Origin of the sequence: Pseudarthrobacter sp. NCCP-2145 (assembly GCF_023708005.1) — a bacterium.
GTDB classification, from domain to species: domain Bacteria; phylum Actinomycetota; class Actinomycetes; order Actinomycetales; family Micrococcaceae; genus Arthrobacter; species Arthrobacter oxydans.
Window position 1 is genome coordinate 124,940 of record NZ_BRCG01000008.1, and the last position, 20,217, is coordinate 145,156.

General features: G+C 67.5%; 17 protein-coding genes. 10 read left to right on the forward strand and 7 right to left on the reverse strand.

The features are described from left to right. Positions 1-4 precede the first annotated feature (4 nt). From NFU08_RS09190 to NFU08_RS09200, 3 genes are read right to left on the reverse strand one after another with little or no spacing between them, the layout of a single operon-like run. Positions 5-1,654 carry an LCP family protein gene (locus tag NFU08_RS09190; protein ID WP_251422424.1) on the reverse strand — a complete coding sequence of 550 codons (1,650 nt, stop codon included), beginning with the start codon at positions 1,652-1,654 and terminating at the stop codon, positions 5-7. Positions 1,655-1,663: 9 nt separating this feature from the next. Further along, complete coding sequence (purE, locus tag NFU08_RS09195; RefSeq protein WP_174175550.1) at positions 1,664-2,248, reverse strand: 5-(carboxyamino)imidazole ribonucleotide mutase; 585 nt, start codon at positions 2,246-2,248, stop codon at positions 1,664-1,666. After that, complete coding sequence (locus NFU08_RS09200) at positions 2,245-3,441, reverse strand: 5-(carboxyamino)imidazole ribonucleotide synthase (RefSeq protein ID WP_285835582.1); 1,197 nt, start codon at positions 3,439-3,441, stop codon at positions 2,245-2,247. Before NFU08_RS09200 ends, purE begins: the two co-directional genes overlap by 4 nt. Positions 3,442-3,614: 173 nt before the next feature. Here NFU08_RS09200 and NFU08_RS09205 point away from each other — a divergent pair, with 173 nt between their 5' ends. Further along, on the forward strand, positions 3,615-4,184 hold the full coding sequence (locus NFU08_RS09205; protein WP_251422427.1) for a GtrA family protein: 570 nt from the start codon (positions 3,615-3,617) through the stop codon (positions 4,182-4,184). A gap of 48 nt (positions 4,185-4,232) precedes the next feature. Here the strand turns inward: NFU08_RS09205 and NFU08_RS09210 are convergent, their stop codons facing one another. Continuing rightward, positions 4,233-4,931 carry a TIGR03089 family protein gene (locus NFU08_RS09210; protein ID WP_251422430.1) on the reverse strand — a complete coding sequence of 233 codons (699 nt, stop codon included), beginning with the start codon at positions 4,929-4,931 and terminating at the stop codon, positions 4,233-4,235. A gap of 402 nt (positions 4,932-5,333) precedes the next feature. Here NFU08_RS09210 and NFU08_RS09215 point away from each other — a divergent pair, with 402 nt between their 5' ends. The 3 genes from NFU08_RS09215 to NFU08_RS09225 are packed head-to-tail and all read left to right on the forward strand — an operon-like array spanning position 5,334 to position 10,961. Beyond that, a complete protein-coding gene (locus NFU08_RS09215) occupies positions 5,334-5,867 on the forward strand; it encodes a WhiB family transcriptional regulator (RefSeq protein WP_251422433.1) in 534 nt (177 codons plus the stop codon). A 29-nt stretch (positions 5,868-5,896) separates the two neighbouring features. After that, a complete protein-coding gene (locus NFU08_RS09220; RefSeq protein ID WP_251422436.1) occupies positions 5,897-9,274 on the forward strand; it encodes a glycosyltransferase family 2 protein in 3,378 nt (1,125 codons plus the stop codon). Further along, complete coding sequence (locus NFU08_RS09225) at positions 9,267-10,961, forward strand: DUF5719 family protein (protein WP_251422439.1); 1,695 nt, start codon at positions 9,267-9,269, stop codon at positions 10,959-10,961. Before NFU08_RS09220 ends, NFU08_RS09225 begins: the two co-directional genes overlap by 8 nt. A 45-nt stretch (positions 10,962-11,006) precedes the next feature. Here NFU08_RS09225 and NFU08_RS09230 read toward each other — a convergent pair whose 3' ends face one another. Beyond that, the gene (locus NFU08_RS09230) at positions 11,007-11,519 is read right to left on the reverse strand and encodes a metallopeptidase family protein (protein ID WP_174175561.1); all 513 of its coding nucleotides are present in this window, start codon (positions 11,517-11,519) and stop codon (positions 11,007-11,009) included. Between the two features lie 118 nt (positions 11,520-11,637). Here NFU08_RS09230 and NFU08_RS09235 point away from each other — a divergent pair, with 118 nt between their 5' ends. From NFU08_RS09235 to NFU08_RS09250, 4 genes are all read left to right on the forward strand, one after another. Further along, complete coding sequence (locus NFU08_RS09235; RefSeq protein WP_174175564.1) at positions 11,638-12,027, forward strand: DUF3499 domain-containing protein; 390 nt, start codon at positions 11,638-11,640, stop codon at positions 12,025-12,027. A 76-nt stretch (positions 12,028-12,103) separates the two neighbouring features. Beyond that, on the forward strand, positions 12,104-12,340 hold the full coding sequence (locus NFU08_RS09240; protein ID WP_174175566.1) for a hypothetical protein: 237 nt from the start codon (positions 12,104-12,106) through the stop codon (positions 12,338-12,340). Positions 12,341-12,437: 97 nt separating this feature from the next. Further along, on the forward strand, positions 12,438-13,916 hold the full coding sequence (gene ahcY / locus NFU08_RS09245) for an adenosylhomocysteinase (RefSeq protein WP_174175568.1): 1,479 nt from the start codon (positions 12,438-12,440) through the stop codon (positions 13,914-13,916). 63 nt (positions 13,917-13,979) lie between these two features. Then, on the forward strand, positions 13,980-15,218 hold the full coding sequence (locus NFU08_RS09250) for an Ig-like domain-containing protein (RefSeq protein WP_174175570.1): 1,239 nt from the start codon (positions 13,980-13,982) through the stop codon (positions 15,216-15,218). 2 nt (positions 15,219-15,220) lie between these two features. On the opposite strand, the gene NFU08_RS09255 is transcribed toward NFU08_RS09250, so the two are convergent. Then, entirely contained in the window at positions 15,221-16,021 is an 801-nt protein-coding gene (locus NFU08_RS09255) for an RDD family protein (protein WP_251422442.1), read from the reverse strand. Positions 16,022-16,093: 72 nt separating this feature from the next. On the opposite strand from NFU08_RS09255, the gene NFU08_RS09260 reads away from it, so the two are divergent. Further along, positions 16,094-17,086, forward strand: a complete 993-nt coding sequence (locus tag NFU08_RS09260) for a stage II sporulation protein M (protein WP_251422445.1) — start codon at positions 16,094-16,096, stop codon at positions 17,084-17,086. 124 nt (positions 17,087-17,210) lie between these two features. After that, positions 17,211-18,317, forward strand: a complete 1,107-nt coding sequence (locus NFU08_RS09265; protein WP_251422448.1) for a TIGR01906 family membrane protein — start codon at positions 17,211-17,213, stop codon at positions 18,315-18,317. Between the two features lie 40 nt (positions 18,318-18,357). Here NFU08_RS09265 and NFU08_RS09270 read toward each other — a convergent pair whose 3' ends face one another. Next, a complete protein-coding gene (locus NFU08_RS09270) occupies positions 18,358-20,187 on the reverse strand; it encodes a long-chain fatty acid--CoA ligase (protein ID WP_251422451.1) in 1,830 nt (609 codons plus the stop codon). Positions 20,188-20,217: the final 30 nt, after the last annotated feature.

The window sequence follows — 20,217 nt, forward strand, 5'->3', positions numbered from 1 at the left end:
GCGGCTACAGCGGCGCGCACTGGCCATTGGTTGCCACGAGCTCGGCGATGGCCTGTTCGTTGCCCTCGAGCTTGAGCTGGGTCAGCATCTCTTCCGTGATCAGCTCGCCGTCGGGCGTGGTGGTCACCGGAGTGAAGTCCGACGGCGCGGGTGACTGCTGCGCCCGGACGGCACCGGCGAGGGGGAAACTGCCAGCGGTTCGAGCGGCCGCGGCCTGGACGTGCCCCGGTGCGGCGCCCGCTTCCACCATGGCGTCGTCCTGCAAGCCAGCCGCCTGGGCCGAAGACGCGGAAGCCAGCAGCTGGTCCACGCGGTCGTGGATCTGATCGAAGTCAGGAACCGTGGAGAACGAGGCGTCGAAGTCGGGCGGGCCGATGGTCAGCCGTTTGATGTCCTGGCCCTTGGCCTTCATGGCAAGGTCCACGAAGCTGCCCAGCTGCGAGGAGGAGATGTTGGAGTCCACCACCTTGGTTCCCGCGTCGGCGATGTCCTCGAATTTTGCCAGCAGCGTGGCAGGGTCCAGCTGCTTGAGCATGGCCTGCTGCACGCACTGCTGGCGCTGGATGCGCGAGTAGTCGTCCACATACTCCCGCGACCGTCCGTACCAGAGTGCCTGGTTGCCGTCGAGGGTTTGTTCGCCGGCCGGGATCCAGCCCAGCGGCATGCCGTGGGTCTGTGTGAAGTCGTCAAAGTAACCGCTCATGGGAACCCATCCGCCGGCTTTGATCCTGATGCCGCCCATCGCGTCGATGAGCCTGGAGAAACCGTCCATGTCAACCAGGACGTAGGCCTGCACCGTGAGCCCAAGCGTCCCGGATACGGCTTCCAGGGTGGCCTGCGCGCCGGGGTCGGCCACGCCGGGGTACAGGTCGGCGTACTCGTTCGTCACCTCGGTGTTGATGGCATTGATCAGGCACTCGTCCCCGCAGTCGTAGCCGTCCGGGTAGATGGCCCGCATGGGGGAGTCCTCGCTGAACTGGGCGTTCTGCAGGTTCCGGGGCACGGAGATGATGGCAGTCTGCCCCGACTTGGCGTCCACGCTGAGGACGGAAAGGCTGTCCGGGCGCCTCCCGGTGCGGTCCTCGCCGGCGTCCCCGCCCATCATCAGGAAGTTGTAGCGGCCTTCAACGGGATCGATCGTAGGGCCGGAGGAGAAGATGCTCCCGATCGCATTACGCCCCACATTGAGCAGGTAGGCAGCATAGCCAAGGGACCCGCTGCCCAGGACCATGGCCAGCACCAGTGCTATCCCCACTGCGGGCCGAGCCCGGGGTGCCAGCAGTGTGGGGCGGATGAGCCGGAGGGTGTTGAGGAAGAACAGTGCCCAGGCAGCGGCCAGGGCTGCCAGCAGGATGACGATCACCAGGGAAGTGACGGGATGGGTGATGATGTTGATCAGCAGGGTCCGGTTGAAGAGCAGCAGGAGCACGGCGGCGGCCAGGGCAGCCCAGACGCCGAGAGTTACGCGCAGCGCGGCGCGGCCGAGTTTGCGGCTGCCCGCCACTACCTGGGCGCTGCCCGGAACCAGGAGGGTCAACAGGATGAGGACAAAGGCCCGTTTCGTGCGCACCTGAGAGGATGCGCTGGCTGGGTAGCGCACCGGGTCGGTCATGGAGGAGCCTGGGGCGGCCTGCCGCAGTTTGCTGCTGGACATACGCGCCGCCTAGCGGCCGCTCCGCAGGGCGCCGTTGCCGTCCGCAAAGACCTCGCTGACTTTCTGCCGCAGGCTGGCACCCTTGCGGGCGGCAACCGCGTTGAGGTCTGCTGCGAAATCAAGGAGGTCCGCGCGAAGCGAAGCTGCGAGCTCGTCCGTGCCCGCAGCGAGCATCCGCACGGCCAGGAGCCCGGCGTTGCGGGCTCCTGCGATGGACACGGTGGCTACCGGAACACCGGCGGGCATCTGGACGATTGACAACAGGGAATCCATTCCGTCCAGGGTTTTGAGGGGGACGGGAACGCCGATGACCGGGAGCGGGGTGACGCTGGCCAGCATGCCCGGCAGGTGGGCTGCGCCGCCGGCCCCGGCGATGATGACCCGCAGACCGCGCTCGTGGGCCGTCTGCCCGTAGCGGATCATTTCGGTGGGCATCCGGTGGGCTGACACGACGTCGGCCTCGAAGGGGATGCCGAACTCCGCCAGCGCGTCAGCCGCAGCTTCCATAACGGGCCAGTCAGAGTCGGATCCCATGACCAGGCCCACCAGCGGGGCGGCCTCCGAAGCTGTGGCGGGGGTGGTTGGGGCGCTCATGACTTCTCCTCGAAAGTGCTTGGCAGTTCTTCTGCCGGGGCCCGGCCGTCGCGGATGATGCTGGCAACCATCGTGGCACGTCGGCGGACGGAATCAACGTCTGCAGTGGATGAACCCACCAGGTTCACATGGCCGATCTTGCGGCCCGGCCGGACGGACTTGCCGTAGCAGTGCACCTTTGCGGCAGGTTCGCTGGCAAGCGCCATCGGGAAGGCGGAGAACAGGTCCTGGTTGTCGCCGCCCAGGAAGTTCTTCATCACCACCACGGGGCCGAGGACATCGGTGGCGCCCAGGGGAAGGTTCAGAACCGCCCGCAGGTGCTGCTCGAACTGGCTTGTCACCGATCCGTCCTGCGTCCAGTGCCCTGTGTTGTGGGGGCGCATGGCGAGTTCGTTGATCAGGAAGCCGGCACCGACGCCGGGGGTCTCAAAGAGCTCAACGGCCAGCACTCCCGTGACGCCAAGTTCGGCGGCAATGCGCAGGGCGGCGTCCTCTGCGGCAGCAGCGACCTCCACCGGGATGTCCAGGGCGGGGGCTATAACTTCATCACACACACCATCCACCTGGATGGTGTGGACCACCGGCCAGGCGCGGGCTTCGCCGTCGGGTGTCCGTGCAACGAGTGCTGAAAGCTCCCGGGTGAATTCCACTTTGGCCTCGGCGAGGAGGGGGCTCATGGCGTCAAACCATTCGGATGTCCCGGCAGCTTCTTCTGCGGAGGCGACGATCCTGACACCCTTGCCGTCGTACCCGCCGCGCGGCATCTTCAGCACAACGGGCCAGCCTGTTTCCTCGCCGAAACTGACCAGGGCCGCCACGTCCGGCACGGAGGCCCAAGCCGGGTTGGGAAGCTCCAACCGGTCGATCGCGGCACGCATGACCAGTTTGTCCTGCGCGTTCACGAGTGCGTCAGGCCCGGGCTGGACGTTGACGCCGGCGTCCTGCAGCGCGCGCAGGTGGTCTGTTGGGACGTGTTCGTGGTCAAAGGTCATTACGTCCAGGCCTTGGGCAAAGTCCAACAGCGTCTGCAGGTCCTTGTAGTCGCCCACCGGCGAGGAGGACACTGCCGAGACGGCCGAGACGTCGTCCCCTTCGGCGAGGACACGGAGTTCGAAGCCGAGGGCAGTTGCGGCAGGGGCCATCATTCGGGCAAGCTGGCCGCCGCCAACTACGCCTATTACTGGAAAAGTCACATGGGCCAGCCTACCGAAGACCGTCCGGTATCCCGCGTTCCGGTCCGGCGGGCCGGGAGTATTTCGGGTGCCGGGCCACCCCTCTCCGCCGGTCGGGAAGGCTGCCTCACAGGTTTGGGGGCTAAAATGGCCTACGGCCCAATGGCCCACAGTTCACACAGCCATGGAGGGCCATGTTCACCACACTTGCAGACCGTATCCGGGGGCTCGCCTCGCTGTTTTGGCGCGAAGTGGCCAAGTTCGGAGCCGTGGGCGGTGTGGCCTTCGTGATCGACAACGGTCTCACGTACTACCTGATGCACGGCCCGATGACCGACAGCGAGGCCAAGGCGCGGTTCGTTGGCGCCTCCATAGCCACGGTCTTCTCCTGGATCGCCAACCGTCTCTGGACCTTCCGGCACCGCCGGCAGGCCAACGTTCTGCGCGAATTCCTGATGTTCGTCCTGATCAACGGGATAGGCATCGGCATCTCCACGGGCTTCACCGCCCTCGCAAAATACGGGCTGGGCATCACGGACAAGAACATGTTGTTCCTGGCCGGCGTGGCGGGCATTCTGGTGGCTACCGTGGTCCGCTTCTTTGCCTACCGGTTCCTGGTGTTCAACCAGGAACTGGACCAGGAACCGGAGTTCTCCCACGACCACGAGCTTATCGAGCGCCACCACCACCACAAGGGGCAGGGTTCCGGCGTGGAGCACGAAGCGGAGCGCGAGCCTTCGACGGACGGCCGCGCCAAGCCATAGCACTGGACGGCCCGGGGGCGGGGGCCAGGCTGGAAGGCTCCCGCTTCCCTAGCTGCCGTGAATGCGCTCCGCCGTGAGGAGCTTCCCGGTCAGCGCCACCTCCGGATGCGTCATGACCACCGATCCACCGTGCTGCCAGGCGCCCAAGGCATTGGACAGCGCGCCTTCCAGTCCGTTCCCGGCTGGAATATGAAGGCGTACGCCGTCGTCGTGGCGGGCGGCGAAACTGCTGAGCAGGTCCTGGTGCGAGTGCGCCCGGCCATCGCCCGCCACGACGGCGCACCCTGAAGGATCAGGCTCGGCGTGCGGCATGAAGACGTCTCCATGGGAGCGGACCTCGGCAGCGTAGTCCAGGTAGCCGGCGGCAAGCGCACCCGGCCACCGCATGGCCAGCGCGGGCAAGGCCACGGCGATGACGGCGTCGTATTTCCCTTCCACTGCCTCCGGATCCGCGGTGGCAAGGTAGTCCGCAGCACCCCCGTCAAGGACGGTTTGCAGGCCCACCTGCCAGGCGGCCAGTGCCCAGACCATGGACTTCCAGTGCGCGGGCAGGTCCATGCGCAGCCGCATGCCGGGCATGGCGTCCAATTCGTCCTGGAGCAGGTTGCTCGTCTTGGCAACCCAGTTGTCCAGCACCCTGCCGGAGAGCTCCACCCGCTCATCGCCAGGGCCGTACCACGTGAGACGGGGAGCCGTTGAATTGCCCGATCGGAGCGTTGACATGAGTTCAGATAGCGGGTTGCCCATGGCACCATCCTGCCACCGGCGGCGGGGCCAGTCACGGTCGACGTCGGCCCGGCCCGGCCGGTGGAGCCTGCCCGCGCAACGCCGAGTGATATTTATCACAGCTGATACTCAGCCTGCTTGCCATTTCGCGTCGTTGCAGGTATTTTCCGCGCCGTTGATGGCGATTTGGGCCGTTGCCCGGCGGGCTTCGGAGTTCGCTGCGGGCCGCGCCGTGTCCGCATAATAAATTCCCGGGCGTGGCGTACGCCGCGTTCGCCATCCGGAGTGATTATTATCCGGCGGCGGCTTGACTCGTCCTAGTTACACACGTGTAATTAGATAACTAAAGGCAACTGCGTAAATGCCGGCACACAACCGAGTGCCGCGTATCCAGGCAGTAGCTGCAAATCAGGAGGGTCGCCGATGGGGCAAGCAGAGCGTATCCAGGAAGATGCCGTCGTAGCCGGTCAGGCAACGGCAAAGTACCGTGCCCGGGGGGTGCCGAGCGATTGGTACGTGGACCCCGCCGATCCTGATGCTGCCGACCGGTACAACAGGAACGCGGGCGGCATCCTGGAGGACCAGGCCACTGCATTCCTCGCTGCCCACGAAGCGCTGCTTGACGGTGGCCCGGAGGCGGAGGACGACCTCGACCCGCCCATGGAACTGGCGGCCGGTGGCGCAAGCCAGCCGGTGTGGATTGGGCTTCCCTTCCAGCAGGACTTCGATGACGAAGGCGAACTGGGCTGGCAAACTGATGCCTTGTGCGCCCAGACGGACCCCGAAGCATTCTTCCCTGAAAAGGGCGGCTCCACGCGGGATGCGAAAAAGGTCTGCGGGGCCTGCAACGTGCGCTCGCAGTGCCTCGAATACGCGCTGGCAAACGACGAACGGTTCGGCATCTGGGGAGGCCTTTCCGAGCGTGAACGCCGGCGGCTTAGGAAGCGAGCAATCTAATTCACCAGGATGTTCATGTCACTGCCGTTGTGGTCGCCCACAACGGCAGTGCCTATCTGCCCAGGACACTTGCAGCCCTGGCGGGCCAGACCCGGCCCGCGGACTACGCAATCGGCGTTGACGCCGGATCACGGGACGACTCCAAAGTCCTCCTGCAGCGGGCCCTGGGCGAAGCCAACGTCATCAGCCAGCAGCGCGCCAAGGGCGGCATGGGTGCGGCGGTTTCCGCCGGCCTGGCCGAACTGGCCCCATGGCGGGGAAGCGGAGCCCCGGACAGGGCGGACTGGATCTGGCTGCTCCATGATGATGCTGCACCCGCACCGCAGGCACTCGCCGAACTGCTCAGCGCTGTTGAGCGGGCGCCCTCGGTCACGGTCGCAGGGTGCAAACAATTGGACTGGCACGAGGAACGCAAGCTCATCGATGTCGGCCTGTCCACCAGCCGGTGGGCCGAACGGCTCACCCTGATCGATGCCGACGAACTCGACCAGGGGCAGTACGACGGCCGCAGTGACACCTTCGCCGTCAACTCCGCCGGCATGCTTGTCCGCCGTGACATCTGGGAGCAATTGGGCGGTTTCGATCCTGCCCTGCCCGGCAGCGGCGACGACGTCGACTTCTGCTGGCGCAACCGGCTGGCCGGGCACCGCGTTGTCGTGGTGCCCGCGGCCCGCATGTTCCACGTTGCGCACCGGCCACACGCACTGGGCAACGCGGCGGCGGCCCGGAAGGCCCAGGTCCACCTGCGCCTGAAGCATTCGCCACCTTGGATGGTGCCGGTCCACGGGGCCGGGGCGCTCCTGGGCAGCCTTTTCAGACTCGTGCTGAGCATTCTGGTCAAGGACCCTGCGCATGGCCTGTCACAGGTGGTTGCCACCTGCGCGGCCCTCGGACGGCCCCGCGCAGTGGCGAGGGCGCGCAGCAGCGCCCGCCGTACCCGCCGCATCCGCCGGTCCGTGATCCGCAAGCTCCAAACCCCCAGGCGCGAGGTCTGGAGCCACCGGCGGTCCCTGATGGAGGCGCTCGGCTCGGACACTTCCCCCTCGGACGAGCTTGAACAGGATCCGTTGGCGCACCAGCCCACCGGGGATGCCTCTGACGACTTCGCGGCCTTGGCCACGACAAGGCGCGGATGGGTGGGCAACGGCGCCCTGGCTGCGGTCATCGTTGCGTCCGTTGCCTCGCTTCTGGCCTTGACCGGGCTCTTCCGGGCCGACGCCGTATCCGGCGGTGCGCTCATCCCCGTCGCTGCCAACCTCGCCGACATCTGGCACCACGCTTCCAGCTGGTGGATCACCCTGGGGGCAGGGCTGCCCGGCAGGGGAGACCCCTTCGGCTATGTCCTGTGGATCCTCGGGGTCCTGGGCGGAGGCGACGCCAACCCGGCCATGGCCTGGCTGCTCCTGCTCGCCACTCCGCTTTCCGGGCTCACGGCATGGTTCGCCGCCGGCGGGCTGACTGTCCGCCGCCGGCTCCGGCTGGCGGCCGCCCTCCTGTGGGCTGCCGCACCCGCACTCCAGGTCGCGCTCAACCAGGGCAGGGCCGGAGCGCTGATTGCCCACATCATGCTTCCGCTGGTGGTCCTGGCGCTGCTCCGTGCCACCGGCTCCGCAGTGGGCCACGGCCGCTTCACGCTGCCTTCCGCTTCCGAGGCCCGTCCTGGCGAGAGGCCCCCCGTCAGGCCCGGTATCAACGGCACGCCATCCTGGACCGCCGCCGCGGCAGCCGGCCTTGCGCTGGCAGTTGTTGTGGCGTCGGCACCGTCACTGTTGGTTCCGGCCACCGTGGTGGTCGTGCTCTGTGGCTTCCTGCCCGGACGCCGCGGCCGGACGGCCTGGTGGGCCCTGCTGCCCGCCGCGGCCCTGTTCATTCCTTTCGGACTCTCCGTCCTTGACCGGCCCCGGGCCTTACTGGCAGACCCCGGCGTCCCGCTTGCCTTCGACGCAGCGCCGCTGTGGCAGCAGCTCCTGGGCCAGCCGCTGCGTTTTGACCCGCAGGGCGGCCTCACGGGGCTTCCGTCGTTTGCCGGTGGCGCTGTACCGTGGGCCCTGGTGCTGGCACTCCTGGTCGCAGCCCCGGTGCTGGCGCTTGCCGTCGCCGGACTGGTGGTACCCGGGCACCGCGCCGCCATGGCGAGGGGTTTTTGGCTGGCCGGCATCCTTGCCCTTGCCGGCGGCTGGCTGGCTAGCCACGTGGCCACCGGCATCAACGCCGAGAACCTCGTTACCCCGTTCACCGGCCCGGCCGTGTCCGCTGCGGCCTTCGCCCTCCTGGCGGCAGGCATCCTGGGAGCGGAGCATCTCCTGTCCATGGCGCACAGGGGAGCGGCCAGCGGCAGCGCCAAGCGCCGGGCAGCCCTCCGGTCCGCCACCGCCGTCGGCATGGTCATCCTGCTTGCGGGACCCCTGGCCGGAATGGCTGCATGGTCAGCCCAGAACCTGCTGCGCCCCGCCACGGCCGCCGCCGTCCCCACGGGGACCGCCTCTCCGGGCGCCGATGCCGCAGGCAGGCAAACGCCCGACGCCGCAGGCCAGCTCGGAACCCCCCGTCTGGTGGAACCCGCCAACCCGCGCACCCTGCCTGCCACGGCCATTGACCGCGGAACAGGGCCGGAGCAAACTCGCACCCTGCTGATCAGTACGCGGGACAACGGGACGTTCGACGCCTCACTGATGCGCGGCGCCGGAACCACCCTGGACAGCCTCTCCACGATTGCCGCCGCTCGGAACATCATCGGAGGCCCGGGTGCCGAGGCCATTCGCGACGACGACGATGTCACCGCGGCCGTGCGTCGCGTCGTGGCAACGGTCGTCGCCGGCCAGGGCGTCGACCCCCGGAACGACCTCGAACAGCTGGGCGTCGGGTTTGTTGTCCTCCGCTCCGCTGACACAGCTGCCCAGCTGACGGCCAGCCGGATGGACGCGGTACCTGGCCTTGTGGCCGTGGGACAAACCGATGTGGGGTGGCTCTGGCGGATCACCCCCCTGAACCAGCCGGCCCTGCAGGCCGCAGACATTGCACACCGGGTACGCATTGTCGATGGCAGCGGTGCTGCCATCGGGCTGGTTCCCTCCGGGTACAGCGACGTGGACGCCCCTGTTTCGGCCGGTCCTGAAGGTCGCCTCGTGGTGCTAGCCGAACGGGCGGACGCCGGCTGGACCGCCTGGCTTGACGGACGCAAACTGACTGCGACGGCGTCCGGCTGGTCGCAGGCCTTCACGCTTCCCGCAACAGGTGGTCAGCTCACCATCCGCTACGACAACCCCTGGGCCCCGTGGACGGCCATTGCACAGATTACGGTGATCGGCCTGACGGTCCTGCTCGCCATACCAATGCCGGCCAGGAGGCCACGGACCGGTATCTCCCGGGACGAGGGCTCCCTGCGTAAGGAACACCAGAATGCATGAGCACACGACGCCGCCGGCAGTTACGGAGGCCCGGTCCTCCACCGCCGCCGGCAAACCGCTGGAGGACGCAAGCACAGCAGGCCCGGAAACCCTGGCGGTCACCGGGCAGCGGCCTGTAGCGCGGGGGCGCAAAACGGCGTTCGTGGGGATGGCGTCCGCGGCAATGATCCTCGCCGGGGCTGGGGCGGTCGTGGCAGGTGGATCACTGCTGCCGCCGCCGGAATCGAGCCGCGCGGTAGCCGCCGCGGCGGCAGCCGTCCCCGCCGGGGCGAGTGTGGGCGTCTGTCCGGGACCGGCCCGGCTGCTGGAGGGGACAGAAGCAGGCACCGACCCCCAGTTCAGTCCGGTGTCAGCCACCGCTGCCAGCGCAGTGACGGGCGCGGTGCTCGGTGCGGCAGGGATCCTGCCGGCCAGCCGCCTGTCCCAGCTGGACGGGAAAACCGCCGTGGACATCTCAGAAGGGCCAGGCGAGGGCGCATCCGCCGGAGCGCCCCAGGAACTTCTGGCAGGCGTGGTGGCGGCCCATCCCGTGGACCAGGTAAGCGTGCTGAGCGCCGACGCCTTGGAGAACCAAAAAGCCTCAGCTGCTGCGGCGGTGAAGTTCACGGCCACCGATGGCGACCTCCAGGGTGCTGCGGCCTCCAACTGCCACCAGCCGTCGAATGACCAGTGGATTGCGGGGGCAAGCACTACCGTGGGCCGGGCATCAGTGCTGGTGCTGACCAACGCCTCCACCACGCCCGCCACGGTGAGCCTGGAGCTTTTCGGCGCAAAGGGCCAGATCCAGGCACCCGGCAGCAGGGGCCTGCTGGTTGCGCCTGGCAGCTCGCGGGCCCTGGTCCTTGCCGGCCTGGCCCCGGGGGAGGCGCAGCTGAGTGTCCGTGTCCGGAGTGCGGGCGGCCCCGTGGCCGCCGTCATCCAGCAGAGTGTCCTGCGGGGCCTCACGCCAGGGGGAGTTGACTTCATTGCCCCGGGAGCGGCGCCGGCCGTGCGCCAGGTCATGACAGGCGTGGATATCCAGGACCCTGCAGGGCTGGCCCAGTTGACCGGAAAGCCAGGCTACGAGGATGCAGGACCGGCGCTCCAGCTGACAGTCCCGGGACCCTCGGATGCCGTGGTGGAAGTCCGCCTGTACGGGCGTGGCGGACAGGAGGCCCTGCCCTCGGGCGGGGTTATCACCGCAAAGGCAGGCGCCGTCACCGAGGTCTCCCTCGCAGGTGTCCCGGCGGGGCAGTACACGGTGGCTGCATCCTCGGACGTTTCGTTTGTCGCCGCGGCGCGGGTGACCCGCGGGCTCCAGGAAGACCAGGCCCTGGATGTTGCCTGGGCGTCGGCCGGAGTGCGGCTTGGCAGCCAGCACGTCGTTCCCGTTCCGCGGGGCGGGATCCGCAGCCTGGTGTTCGGTGCCCTGGACGCCAGGGCGACCATCACGTACTCCGCCATTACGTCCGACGGAAAAGTCAGGGCTCCGGCCACCGCCGATATTGCCGGCGGAACGACGTCCTCCATCGCAGTACCGGAAAAGGAGGGAGACGCCGACGTCGTGGGATACGTGGTGTCAGCGTCAGGGGACGCCGCCTATGGCTCCGTGCTGGTCCAGCAGGACGGAAGGAACGACATCTCCACACTCGCGTTTCTGGCGGCGGCGGCCGGGCAGGAAACAGTGCCCGTCACCCTCAGTTACTAGCTGCCCTCCAGGCGCTCACGCAACTGCCGGCCGCCGCAACCCGGATCAGTACCGGCGGCGGTAGACCGGGTCCAGGGTTTCCGGCGCCACTCCCAGCATCTCTGCCGTGTGCTCCACCACAACGTCATGGACCAGGTCCTGCAGCTCTTCGGGGCCCGGGCAGCCCTGTTCCACCACGCGACGGTACACCGTGATCATGGGTCCTTCGCCGTCCGCGGCGGGTGTGTAGGAGCCCATGGGCGCCGACGCGGAGTTGGCGGCCAGCTTTTCGAGGTCGGGCGGGATCTCGTCGACGCCGAACCGCACGCCGTCGAGCGTCTTGCCCCAGATGTCATGCAGCCGCTGCGCGGAATCAAGCACCATGTCATCAAACCGGTCCGAGCGTGTCCGGTACCCGGGGTGTGTGGGGAGCATCACCTCGCCGCGGAGCCCGCGTCCGTGACGGTTCCGGCGGCGCATCATGAAGCTTTTGCCGGAGGAGCCGGTGCCCGGATTCCCGGGGGCATCCGGACCAGCCAACCGGACCGTGAAACCTGATTTCTGGTTCGATGACTGCATACATTGACTCTAAACCCGGGGAAACATTTATGCGATACATTCTCCGGGCGGCAGGGACGCGTCGGGTCGGGCGGGCAATGCACGGATTTGGCACGGACAGCGAGTAGTCTGTGATGTCGTGGGAGCTATCCGTCAGTGTTCAAGATCTGCCTGCCGCCAGTCAGCGGTGGCTACGCTGACGTACGTCTACGCCGACTCCACCGCTGTTCTTGGCCCCCTGGCCACCTTTGCGGAGCCGCATTGCTACGACCTGTGCGAGCAGCACGCTGACTCGCTGACCGTTCCGCGTGGCTGGGAAGTCCTCCGGCTTGCCATGCCGTCAACGCCACAGCAGCCGGGCCCCGACGACCTCCTGGCCCTTGCCAACGCGGTGCGGGATGCCGCGGCACTGCCGGCCCAGGGACAGCAGCCGCCGGCACAGCGCGCGCCCCATTCCGCGCTGGAAGCACCGGCCGGCGCAGAAGGCACCCGCAGGGGACACCTGCGCGTCCTGCGTGAACCCTCCTGACATCCTCTGGCGGTAGGCTGGTAGCTGCACACCAGTCCGCTACCGGCGCGAGCGCGCCCGCCAGGGAGCACCAAGAATGCCACATATCAGTCCTGACCTGCTGTCCGTCCTCCGCTGTCCCGTGACGGGGTCGGCCCTGGTGCAGGAAGGCGAGGAACTGGTGGCGGCCGTCGCCGGGGACTCCGGAGTGAAGCCCCGCTACGCCATCGAGGACGGCATTCCGCTCCTCCTGCCACCCGAGCTGCTGGCCGCGGCCACCGCGGCAGGATCGGACCAGCACGATTCAGCGCCCGGAACGGGCCAGGCCACGTAGCAGCGACCGGGCCGGAACGCAGGCACCACGGCCGCCGTCGAACCTTACACAGCAACACCGGAACCAACCGCACTCCGGACAGGACGAAGGATTACCCATGACGTTTGATTACAAGGTTGCCGATATCACCCTGGCGGAAGCCGGTCGGCACCAGATCCGCCTTGCCGAGCATGAGATGCCGGGCCTGATGTCGCTCCGCGCCGAATTCGGCCCCACCCAGCCGCTCAAGGGCGCCCGGATCGCCGGATCCCTGCACATGACCGTGCAGACCGCCGTGCTGATCGAGACGCTCACGGCTCTCGGCGCCGAGGTCCGCTGGGCCTCCTGCAACATCTTCTCCACCCAGGACGAGGCCGCCGCGGCCGTGGTGGTCGGAAACGGAACCGTCGAGGACCCCCAGGGTGTGCCCGTGTTCGCCTGGAAGGGCGAGACGCTGGAGGAGTACTGGTGGACCGCCGAGCAGATCCTTACCTGGCCCGGCGCGGACAGCAACCCGGACCTCGGCCCGAACATGATCCTCGACGACGGCGGCGACGCCACCATGCTGGTCCACAAGGGAGCCGAATTCGAGGCCCTTGGAGCCGTCCCGGCAGCCGCCGATGACGAGTCCGAGGAAGGCCGCGTCTTCCTCGAGGTGCTGCGCGCCTCCCTGCAGGCGGACCCGCAGAAGTGGACCCGGATCGGCTCCCGCCTGCTGGGCGTCACGGAGGAAACCACCACCGGCGTGCACCGCCTCTACCAGCTCGCGGAGCAGGGCAAGCTGCTGTTCCCGGCCATCAATGTCAACGACTCCGTCACCAAGAGCAAGTTCGACAACAAGTACGGCATCCGGCACTCCCTGCCGGATGGCATCAACCGCGCCACCGACGTCCTGATGGGCGGCAAGATCGCCGTCGTCTGCGGGTACGGCGACGTCGGCAAGGGCGCGGCGGAGGCTTTCCGCGGCCAGGGCTCCCGCGTCATCGTCACCGAAATCGATCCCATTTGCGCACTCCAGGCAGCCATGGACGGGTACCAGGTCGCAAAGCTCGAATCCGTCCTCAGCGAGGGCCACATCTTCATCACCACCACCGGCAACAAGGACGTTATCCTGGCCGAGCACATGGCCGGGATGCGGGACAAGGCCATCGTGGGCAACATCGGCCACTTCGACAACGAGATCGACATGGCGGGGCTGGCACGTATCCCGGGCATCCGGAAGGTGGAAATCAAGCCGCAGGTGCACGAATGGGTACTTGACGAGGGAACGGACCGGGAACGGTCCATCATCGTCCTCTCCGAGGGGCGCCTGCTGAACCTCGGCAACGCCACCGGCCACCCGTCGTTCGTGATGAGCAACTCTTTCGCCAACCAGACGATCGCGCAGATTGAGCTCTTCACCAAGAGCAGCCAGCCGGAAGGGGAGCGGGAGTACGGGAACCAGGTCTACGTGCTGCCGAAGATCCTTGACGAGAAGGTTGCCCGGCTGCACCTTGACGCCCTCGGCGTGGAACTGACCGAGCTGTCGAAGGAGCAGGCCGCCTACCTGGATCTCGACGTCGCAGGCCCCTACAAGCCCGAGCACTATCGTTACTAAGAAGTAAAGTGCCCGGGTGCCCAGTGCGCCCGGGCCGTTACTTTCTGCGCCTAGGATCAAAACATGGAGCCCGAAGTCCCGTCCCGCCGTCCCGGTCGAATGAAAAAGATTCTTGTGGTGGCAGCCGTCTGCCTCCTCGCTGCCGTCGGCGGCGTCTTCGCCGCTGTCGCGCCGGATATCGCCCGCGGGGCTATCGAGTCCGAGTCCAGCTCCTCCGTGAGGACGTCCCCGGGAACCGCGATGCCCGTCGTTGCCCCGGTCACGTCCGAGGCCGCACCCGCCAACGGCGCAAAGCAGGTCAATCCCGCAGCCCCGGTTTCCCTCAAGGTCACTAACGGAACCATCGAACGCGTCACCCTGACCAGCACCACAGGTGAAGCGGTCGAGGGGAGCATCGACCCTGCCGGTACCGGCTGGACGGCCGCAGGGCCCCTGAAATTCAACACCGACTACAGCTACACGTACGTGGTCAAGGACGGCGCGGGTCGGGAGACCAGCACCACCCAGGCCTTCAGCACAGTCTCCAGTTCCCATGAGGCGGACGCCGCCATTTATCCCCTGGACGGCATGAAAGTGGGGGTCGGCCAGCCGCTGCAGGTCATCTTCAGCGAGCCCGTGGTTAACCGTGAGGCCGTGGAGAAAGCCATCAGCATTACCAGCAGTGCCGGCCAGGCAGGTGCCTTCCACTGGCACAGCGACACCATGGTCCGGTACCGCCCGGAGAACTTCTGGGCCGCCAACTCCACTATTGCCATGGACATGAAACTTTTCGGCGTGGACCTCGGCAACGGGCAGATCGCCAACTTCAACAAGAAGGTGAACATCTCCATCGGCGACAAGAAGGTGGCGGTGGCCGACTCCGCCGCCCACACGTTCACGCTGAGCGTCAATGACCAGGTGGTCAAGACCCTGCCCGTCAGCATGGGGGACAAGCGCTTCCCGTCAGCGCGCGGTTACGGGGTGCTGATGGAGAAGAAGCGCTACGACCACTTCCGGGCCTCGAGCATTGGGCTCAAGCCCGACGATCCTGCCTACTACGGGGACGTGGACGTGGAGTACACCATCCGCCTCACCCTCAGCGGCGCCTATATCCACCAGGCCCTGGAGTCTGCCTATCCGTTCATCGGCAACGCGAACGTCTCGCATGGCTGCATTGGGTTCGCCCCCGATGGCGCCGCCTGGGTCTTCGACAACATGGGCACCGGCGACGTGGTCCAGATCGTAAACACCGAGGGGGACTACGCCGCCCACGATGACGGGTTTGGCGACTGGAACATCCCGTGGAGCGAGTACGACAACTAGCGTCAGCTGCCGAAGGGGAGCCGCTGCAGCCGCTCTCCGATTTCCGTGTTGCGCCGGCGTGCCTGTGTCAGCCGGGCCAGCTCCCTGCTCCGGCGTTCAGCAACGACGGCGGCAAGGTAGTCGTCGGGGCTGGTCCCCGGAGGCGGGGGCGGGGCCACATGGGCGGACAGTTCGGTGGCGATGGAGGCGGCCATTCCGGCCCGGGACAGGGGCGCCATCCTCCCGGCCTGCCGGATGAACTGGGAGGCCCTGCGCACCGTCGCATCGGGAATCCTGCCGATGTCGGCGGCCGCTGCCCACGCCCGGAGGCGAGGCGGCACAAACACCGGAACCGGCTGCTCCACCGGCACGCGGGTGCGGACGGCATAGGTTCCGGCCAGCAGGTCACCCAGCCGCCGCGACCTGTCATTGAAAAGCGCAACCGTCAGCGCCACACCGCCGAACGTCAGGTAGATCTCCAGGAACCCGGTCAGCCCGCGGATGACGGCGTGCCGGAAGCGGATGGCACCACCGTCATCCCGGACCACCCGGAGGCCGGTGGCCAGTTTCCCCAGGGAGCGGCCGCGGCTCAGCGTTTCAACGGCCACCGGAATGATGACCAGGCAAAAGACGACGCTGGCCAGGGTCAGGGCACGTGCGGCAGCCTCGTCGAGGTCCTCGCCGGCTGCGGCAAGCCCGATCAGGAACGCCACGAGCAGGACGATGTTGAGGGCTGCATCCACGAGCAGCCCGAGCGCACGGGCGGCAAAGGACGCCGGCCTCAGCTCCAGGACTACGGCCTCGCCGGTGATAATCGAACTCACTGTACTTCCCCGTTCCGCCGCCCTCCCGGTGCGGTCGCTCAAAGTCTAGTGTGGTGGCGCTAGGCTGGTCGCGTGGATATGGACGCCTTTTCCGCAACCAACGCGGACAAGTGGGCACGGCTGCATGAGCTTGCCTCCAAGGGCAGGCTCAACGGGCGTGAGGCCGATGAGCTGCTGGCGCTGTACCAGTCCACGTCCGCCCACCTTTCCCTGATCAGGTCAGTCGCGCCCGAGAGCGGATTGTCCGCCTCGCTGTCCGCCACGCTGGCCCAGGCGCGGACGCGCTTTACGGGGGCCAGGTCCAACGTGCCGGCGGACCTGGCGCGCTTTTTTGTGGTGGCCCTTCCGGCCGCGCTGTACCGGTTGACCTGGCTCACGCTTGCCTGTGGTGCGGCCTTTATCCTTATTGGCGCGGCGTACGCGCTGTGGATCGGCACGTCGCCTGAGGCGCTGCGGGCAGTGGCCACCGAGGCGGCGGCCAGGCAATACGTCGAGGAAGACTTCATCAACTACTACTCGGAAAACCCGGCCGCCTCGTTTGCCGGTGCTGTCTGGACCAACAACGCCTGGATCAGCGCGCAGGCCGTAGGGATGGGGATTACGGGTTTCTGGGTGCCGATGATCCTGTTCAGCAACGCCCAGGGGGTTGGCGTTGCGGCCGGAATTTTCGCCGCCGCCGGCAAGAGCGACGTCTTCTTCAGCTACATCCTGCCGCACGGACTGATGGAACTCACCGCCGTGTTCATCGCCTGCGCGGCCGGCCTTCGGATCTTTTGGGCCATGGTGTCACCGGGCCCGCGGACCAGGGGACGGGCTGTTGCCGAGGAAGGCAGGTCCCTGATCACCGTGGCCCTGGGCCTGGTCCTCGTGCTGTTTGCCTCCGGTCTGGTTGAAGGCTTCGTCACCCCCAGCCCGCTGCCGGTGTGGGCCAAGATCGGGATCGGAGCCGCTGTCCTGGCCGCGTACTGGTTCTATGTGCTGAGGTGGGGCAGGCCCGCCTATCTTGCGGGAGAACGCGGGGACCTGCGGCGCGAAGACGCGGGCTACACGGAAATCGCTGCCTGAATCGTTGTAATTCCGCCGGGGTGGTTCCTCGTCCAGCCCAATGCCCGGACGGTAGGCTCGACACCAGATAAGCGCGCCAGCTGAGCCCGGCCCGGCGCGGAATTTCGACGGAAGTGACGCTGCTGTGAAAGACGAAACACCGGCCCGCGCCAAGAGCGCCGAGCCGCAGCCGGAACCCCACCTGGACACGTCCGGGGACTCCGACGAGCCCGCGTTTTCCTGGCTGAACCCCGCCGGGAAGGGCTCCGGTCCAGCAGCGGGGTCTTCCGCGTCACCCGCTGCCCCTTCGCCTGCTGACAGCCCGGCCGCTGCATCATCCACCGCCGGCGGCGGCTCCACCGTGAACGGGCCCATCCAGCCGGAGAGCAGGGCGGACCGGAAAGCCGCCGAAGCCGCCGCTGAGGCGCCCGGGGAGGACAGTTCCCCGGTTTTCAAGGAACCGCTCCCTACCTCCGCGCTGCAGGTCCGCCCGCCGGAGGAAGAGGTGGAACGCCGCAATGCCCAGCGGGAGAGTGCCGCCAACGCCAAGCCTGTGGCGCCCCGGGTGATGCAGGTGCTGCTCGCCGTCTTCTTCCCGCTGGTCCTGCTCATCCTGGCTGTCCGGGCGGTGACCAGCCCGCTGTTCCTGTGGGTGGAGTACAACCGGCCCGGGTTCCCCGGCGACGGGTACGGGTTCAGCACGGACGACCGGATGACCTACGGCTCCTACGCCGTGGACTACCTGAGCAACTGGTCCGGCCCGCGCTACCTCGGGGACCTGGTGCACCGCAGTGGCGACAAGCTGTTCAAGGACGGCGAGGTGAGCCACATGGCGGACGTCAAACTGGTGATCCTGTCCACGTTCGGTGCCGGCGTCCTGCTGGTCCTGTTCAGCATTGTGGCCATCCTTTACCTCCGCAAGCGAAGCACGGGTGGAGTCCGGAGGGGCCTGTTCGCCGGCTCCATCGTCACCCTGGTCATCATCCTGGGCCTGGGCACCCTGGCAGTGCTGGGCTGGCAGCAGTTCTTTACCGAGTTCCACCGCATCTTCTTCGCCGACGGGTCCTGGACGTTCAGCCTGGACGACACCCTGATCCGGTTGTTCCCCGGCCAGTTCTGGATTGATGCCGGCATGGTCATAGCAGGCCTGGTGCTGCTGGTTTCACTCGTGACCCTGGTCCTCACCTGGCCCACCCGCCGGCGGCGTGGCCTGGCCAAGGACGCGGCAGCACCGGCGGCGGTTGAGGAGTAGGCCCCGCAGCGTTGCGGGCGCGGCCGGGGGGGACTGCGCCCTAGGCGTAGAGTTTGGCGATCTCACCGGCGTAGTCGCGCACGACGGCGGCCCGCTTCAGTTTGAGGGACGGCGTCAGGTGTCCTGACTCCACGGTGAACTGGACGTCAAGGAGCGTGAAGCTGCGGATGGACTCTGCCTTGGACACGAGCAGGTTGGCGTGGTCCACCGCCTCCTGGACTGCCGCAAGGATTTCCGGATCGCTGACCGCGTCACCCGCTGCAAGGGCGGGCAGGCCGCGTTCGGACCGCCAGTTGTCCACGCCCTCCGGGTCCAGCGTCACCAGGGCCGAGACAAAGGGTTTGCCGTCGCCCACCACAACGGCATGGCCTACCAGCTGGTGGGCACGGATCGTCTCCTCGAGCGGGCCCGGCGCCACGTTCTTGCCGCCTGCGGTGACCAGCAGGTCCTTCTTGCGGCCGGTGACGGTGAGGAACCCCTGCGCATCGAGTTCCCCGAGGTCACCGGTCCGGAAAAACCCGTCAACGAAGGCCTCAGCGTTCGCGGCCCGGTTGTTGTGGTACCCCTTGAAGACGCCAATCCCCTTGACCAGGATCTCGCCATCTCCCGCCACCCGGATGGTGGTGCCCGGGACCGGGATGCCCACTGAGCCCACGCGCGTCCTGGCCGGTGTGTTGGCCGTGCACGGTGCCGTGGTTTCGGTCAGTCCGTAGCCCTCCAGCACGGGGATCCCGGCGCCGCGGAAAAAGTGGGCGTCATCGAGGGACAGGGGACTGGCACCGGATACGGTGTACCCCACCTGCCCGCCCAGGGCCTGCCGAAGCCGGGGATACAGCAGCCGGTCGAAGAGTGCGTGCCGTACACGGCAGAGCAGCCCGGGCCCGTCGCCCTGGCCACGATTGCGCAGGTCTTCTTCCCGCGAGTACTCCATGGCGGTCTCTGATGCAGCCTTGAACAGCCGGGCCTTGCCCGCCAGCGCTGCCTTGTGGGCAGCGGTAGCCCGGACTTTCTCGAAGATCCGCGGCACCACCAGCAGGAACGTGGGGCGGAACGAGCCCAGGTCCTCCAGGAGCTGCGCCGCCCCCGGTGTGTGTCCCAGGGTGGCCCCGGCGGTGAGGCAGACCACCTGCACGGCGCGGGCCAGGACGTGTGCCAGCGGAAGGAACATCAGGGTGCGTGCCTGGTCCTGCAGCAGCAGCTCCGGAAGGAACGCCACGATGTTCTTTGCCACCAGGGCGAAGTTCCCGTGGGTAATCTCGCAGCCCTTGGGATTGCCTGTGGTGCCTGAGGTGTATACGAGGGAGGCGACATCGTCCAGCCCGGCCAGGCTGCGGTGTCGTTCAAGCTCCGCGTCCGTGACCCCGGAGCCGGCAGCGGCGAGGCTGGCAAGGTCCGGCGCATCGCCGTCGTAATCCATCCTCACCACGTTGACGAGCCGGTCCCGAAGGACGTCGGAGCCGGCCAGGACATCGGTGACCAGGGCCACAAGGCTGCGGTCCCCGGCAAAGACGCGGCGCACCCCCGCGTCCTGGATGATCCACTCCACCTGGCGGGCGGAGGAAGTTTCGTAGATGGGGACCGTCACCGCGCCGGCGAACCAGATGGCGAAATCGACCAGGGTCCACTCGTAGGAGGTGGGTGACATGACCGCCACCTTGTCGCCGGGCTCGATGCCGCCGGCAATCAGGCCCTTGGCCAGGGCGCTGACGTCCTGCAGGAACTTCGCGGCCGTGACATCCACCCAGCCGTTCGGGCCCTTTCGCCGGTACAGGGCATGGGCAGGGTTGGCGGCATGCTGCTCCAGGAGCAGGTCGGTCACGTTGCTGGCGGCGTCAAGCTCAACCAGCAGTTCGGTGCTTGCTTCTCTCACAGCAGGTCTCCGTTCCGCTGCCACGCCGCG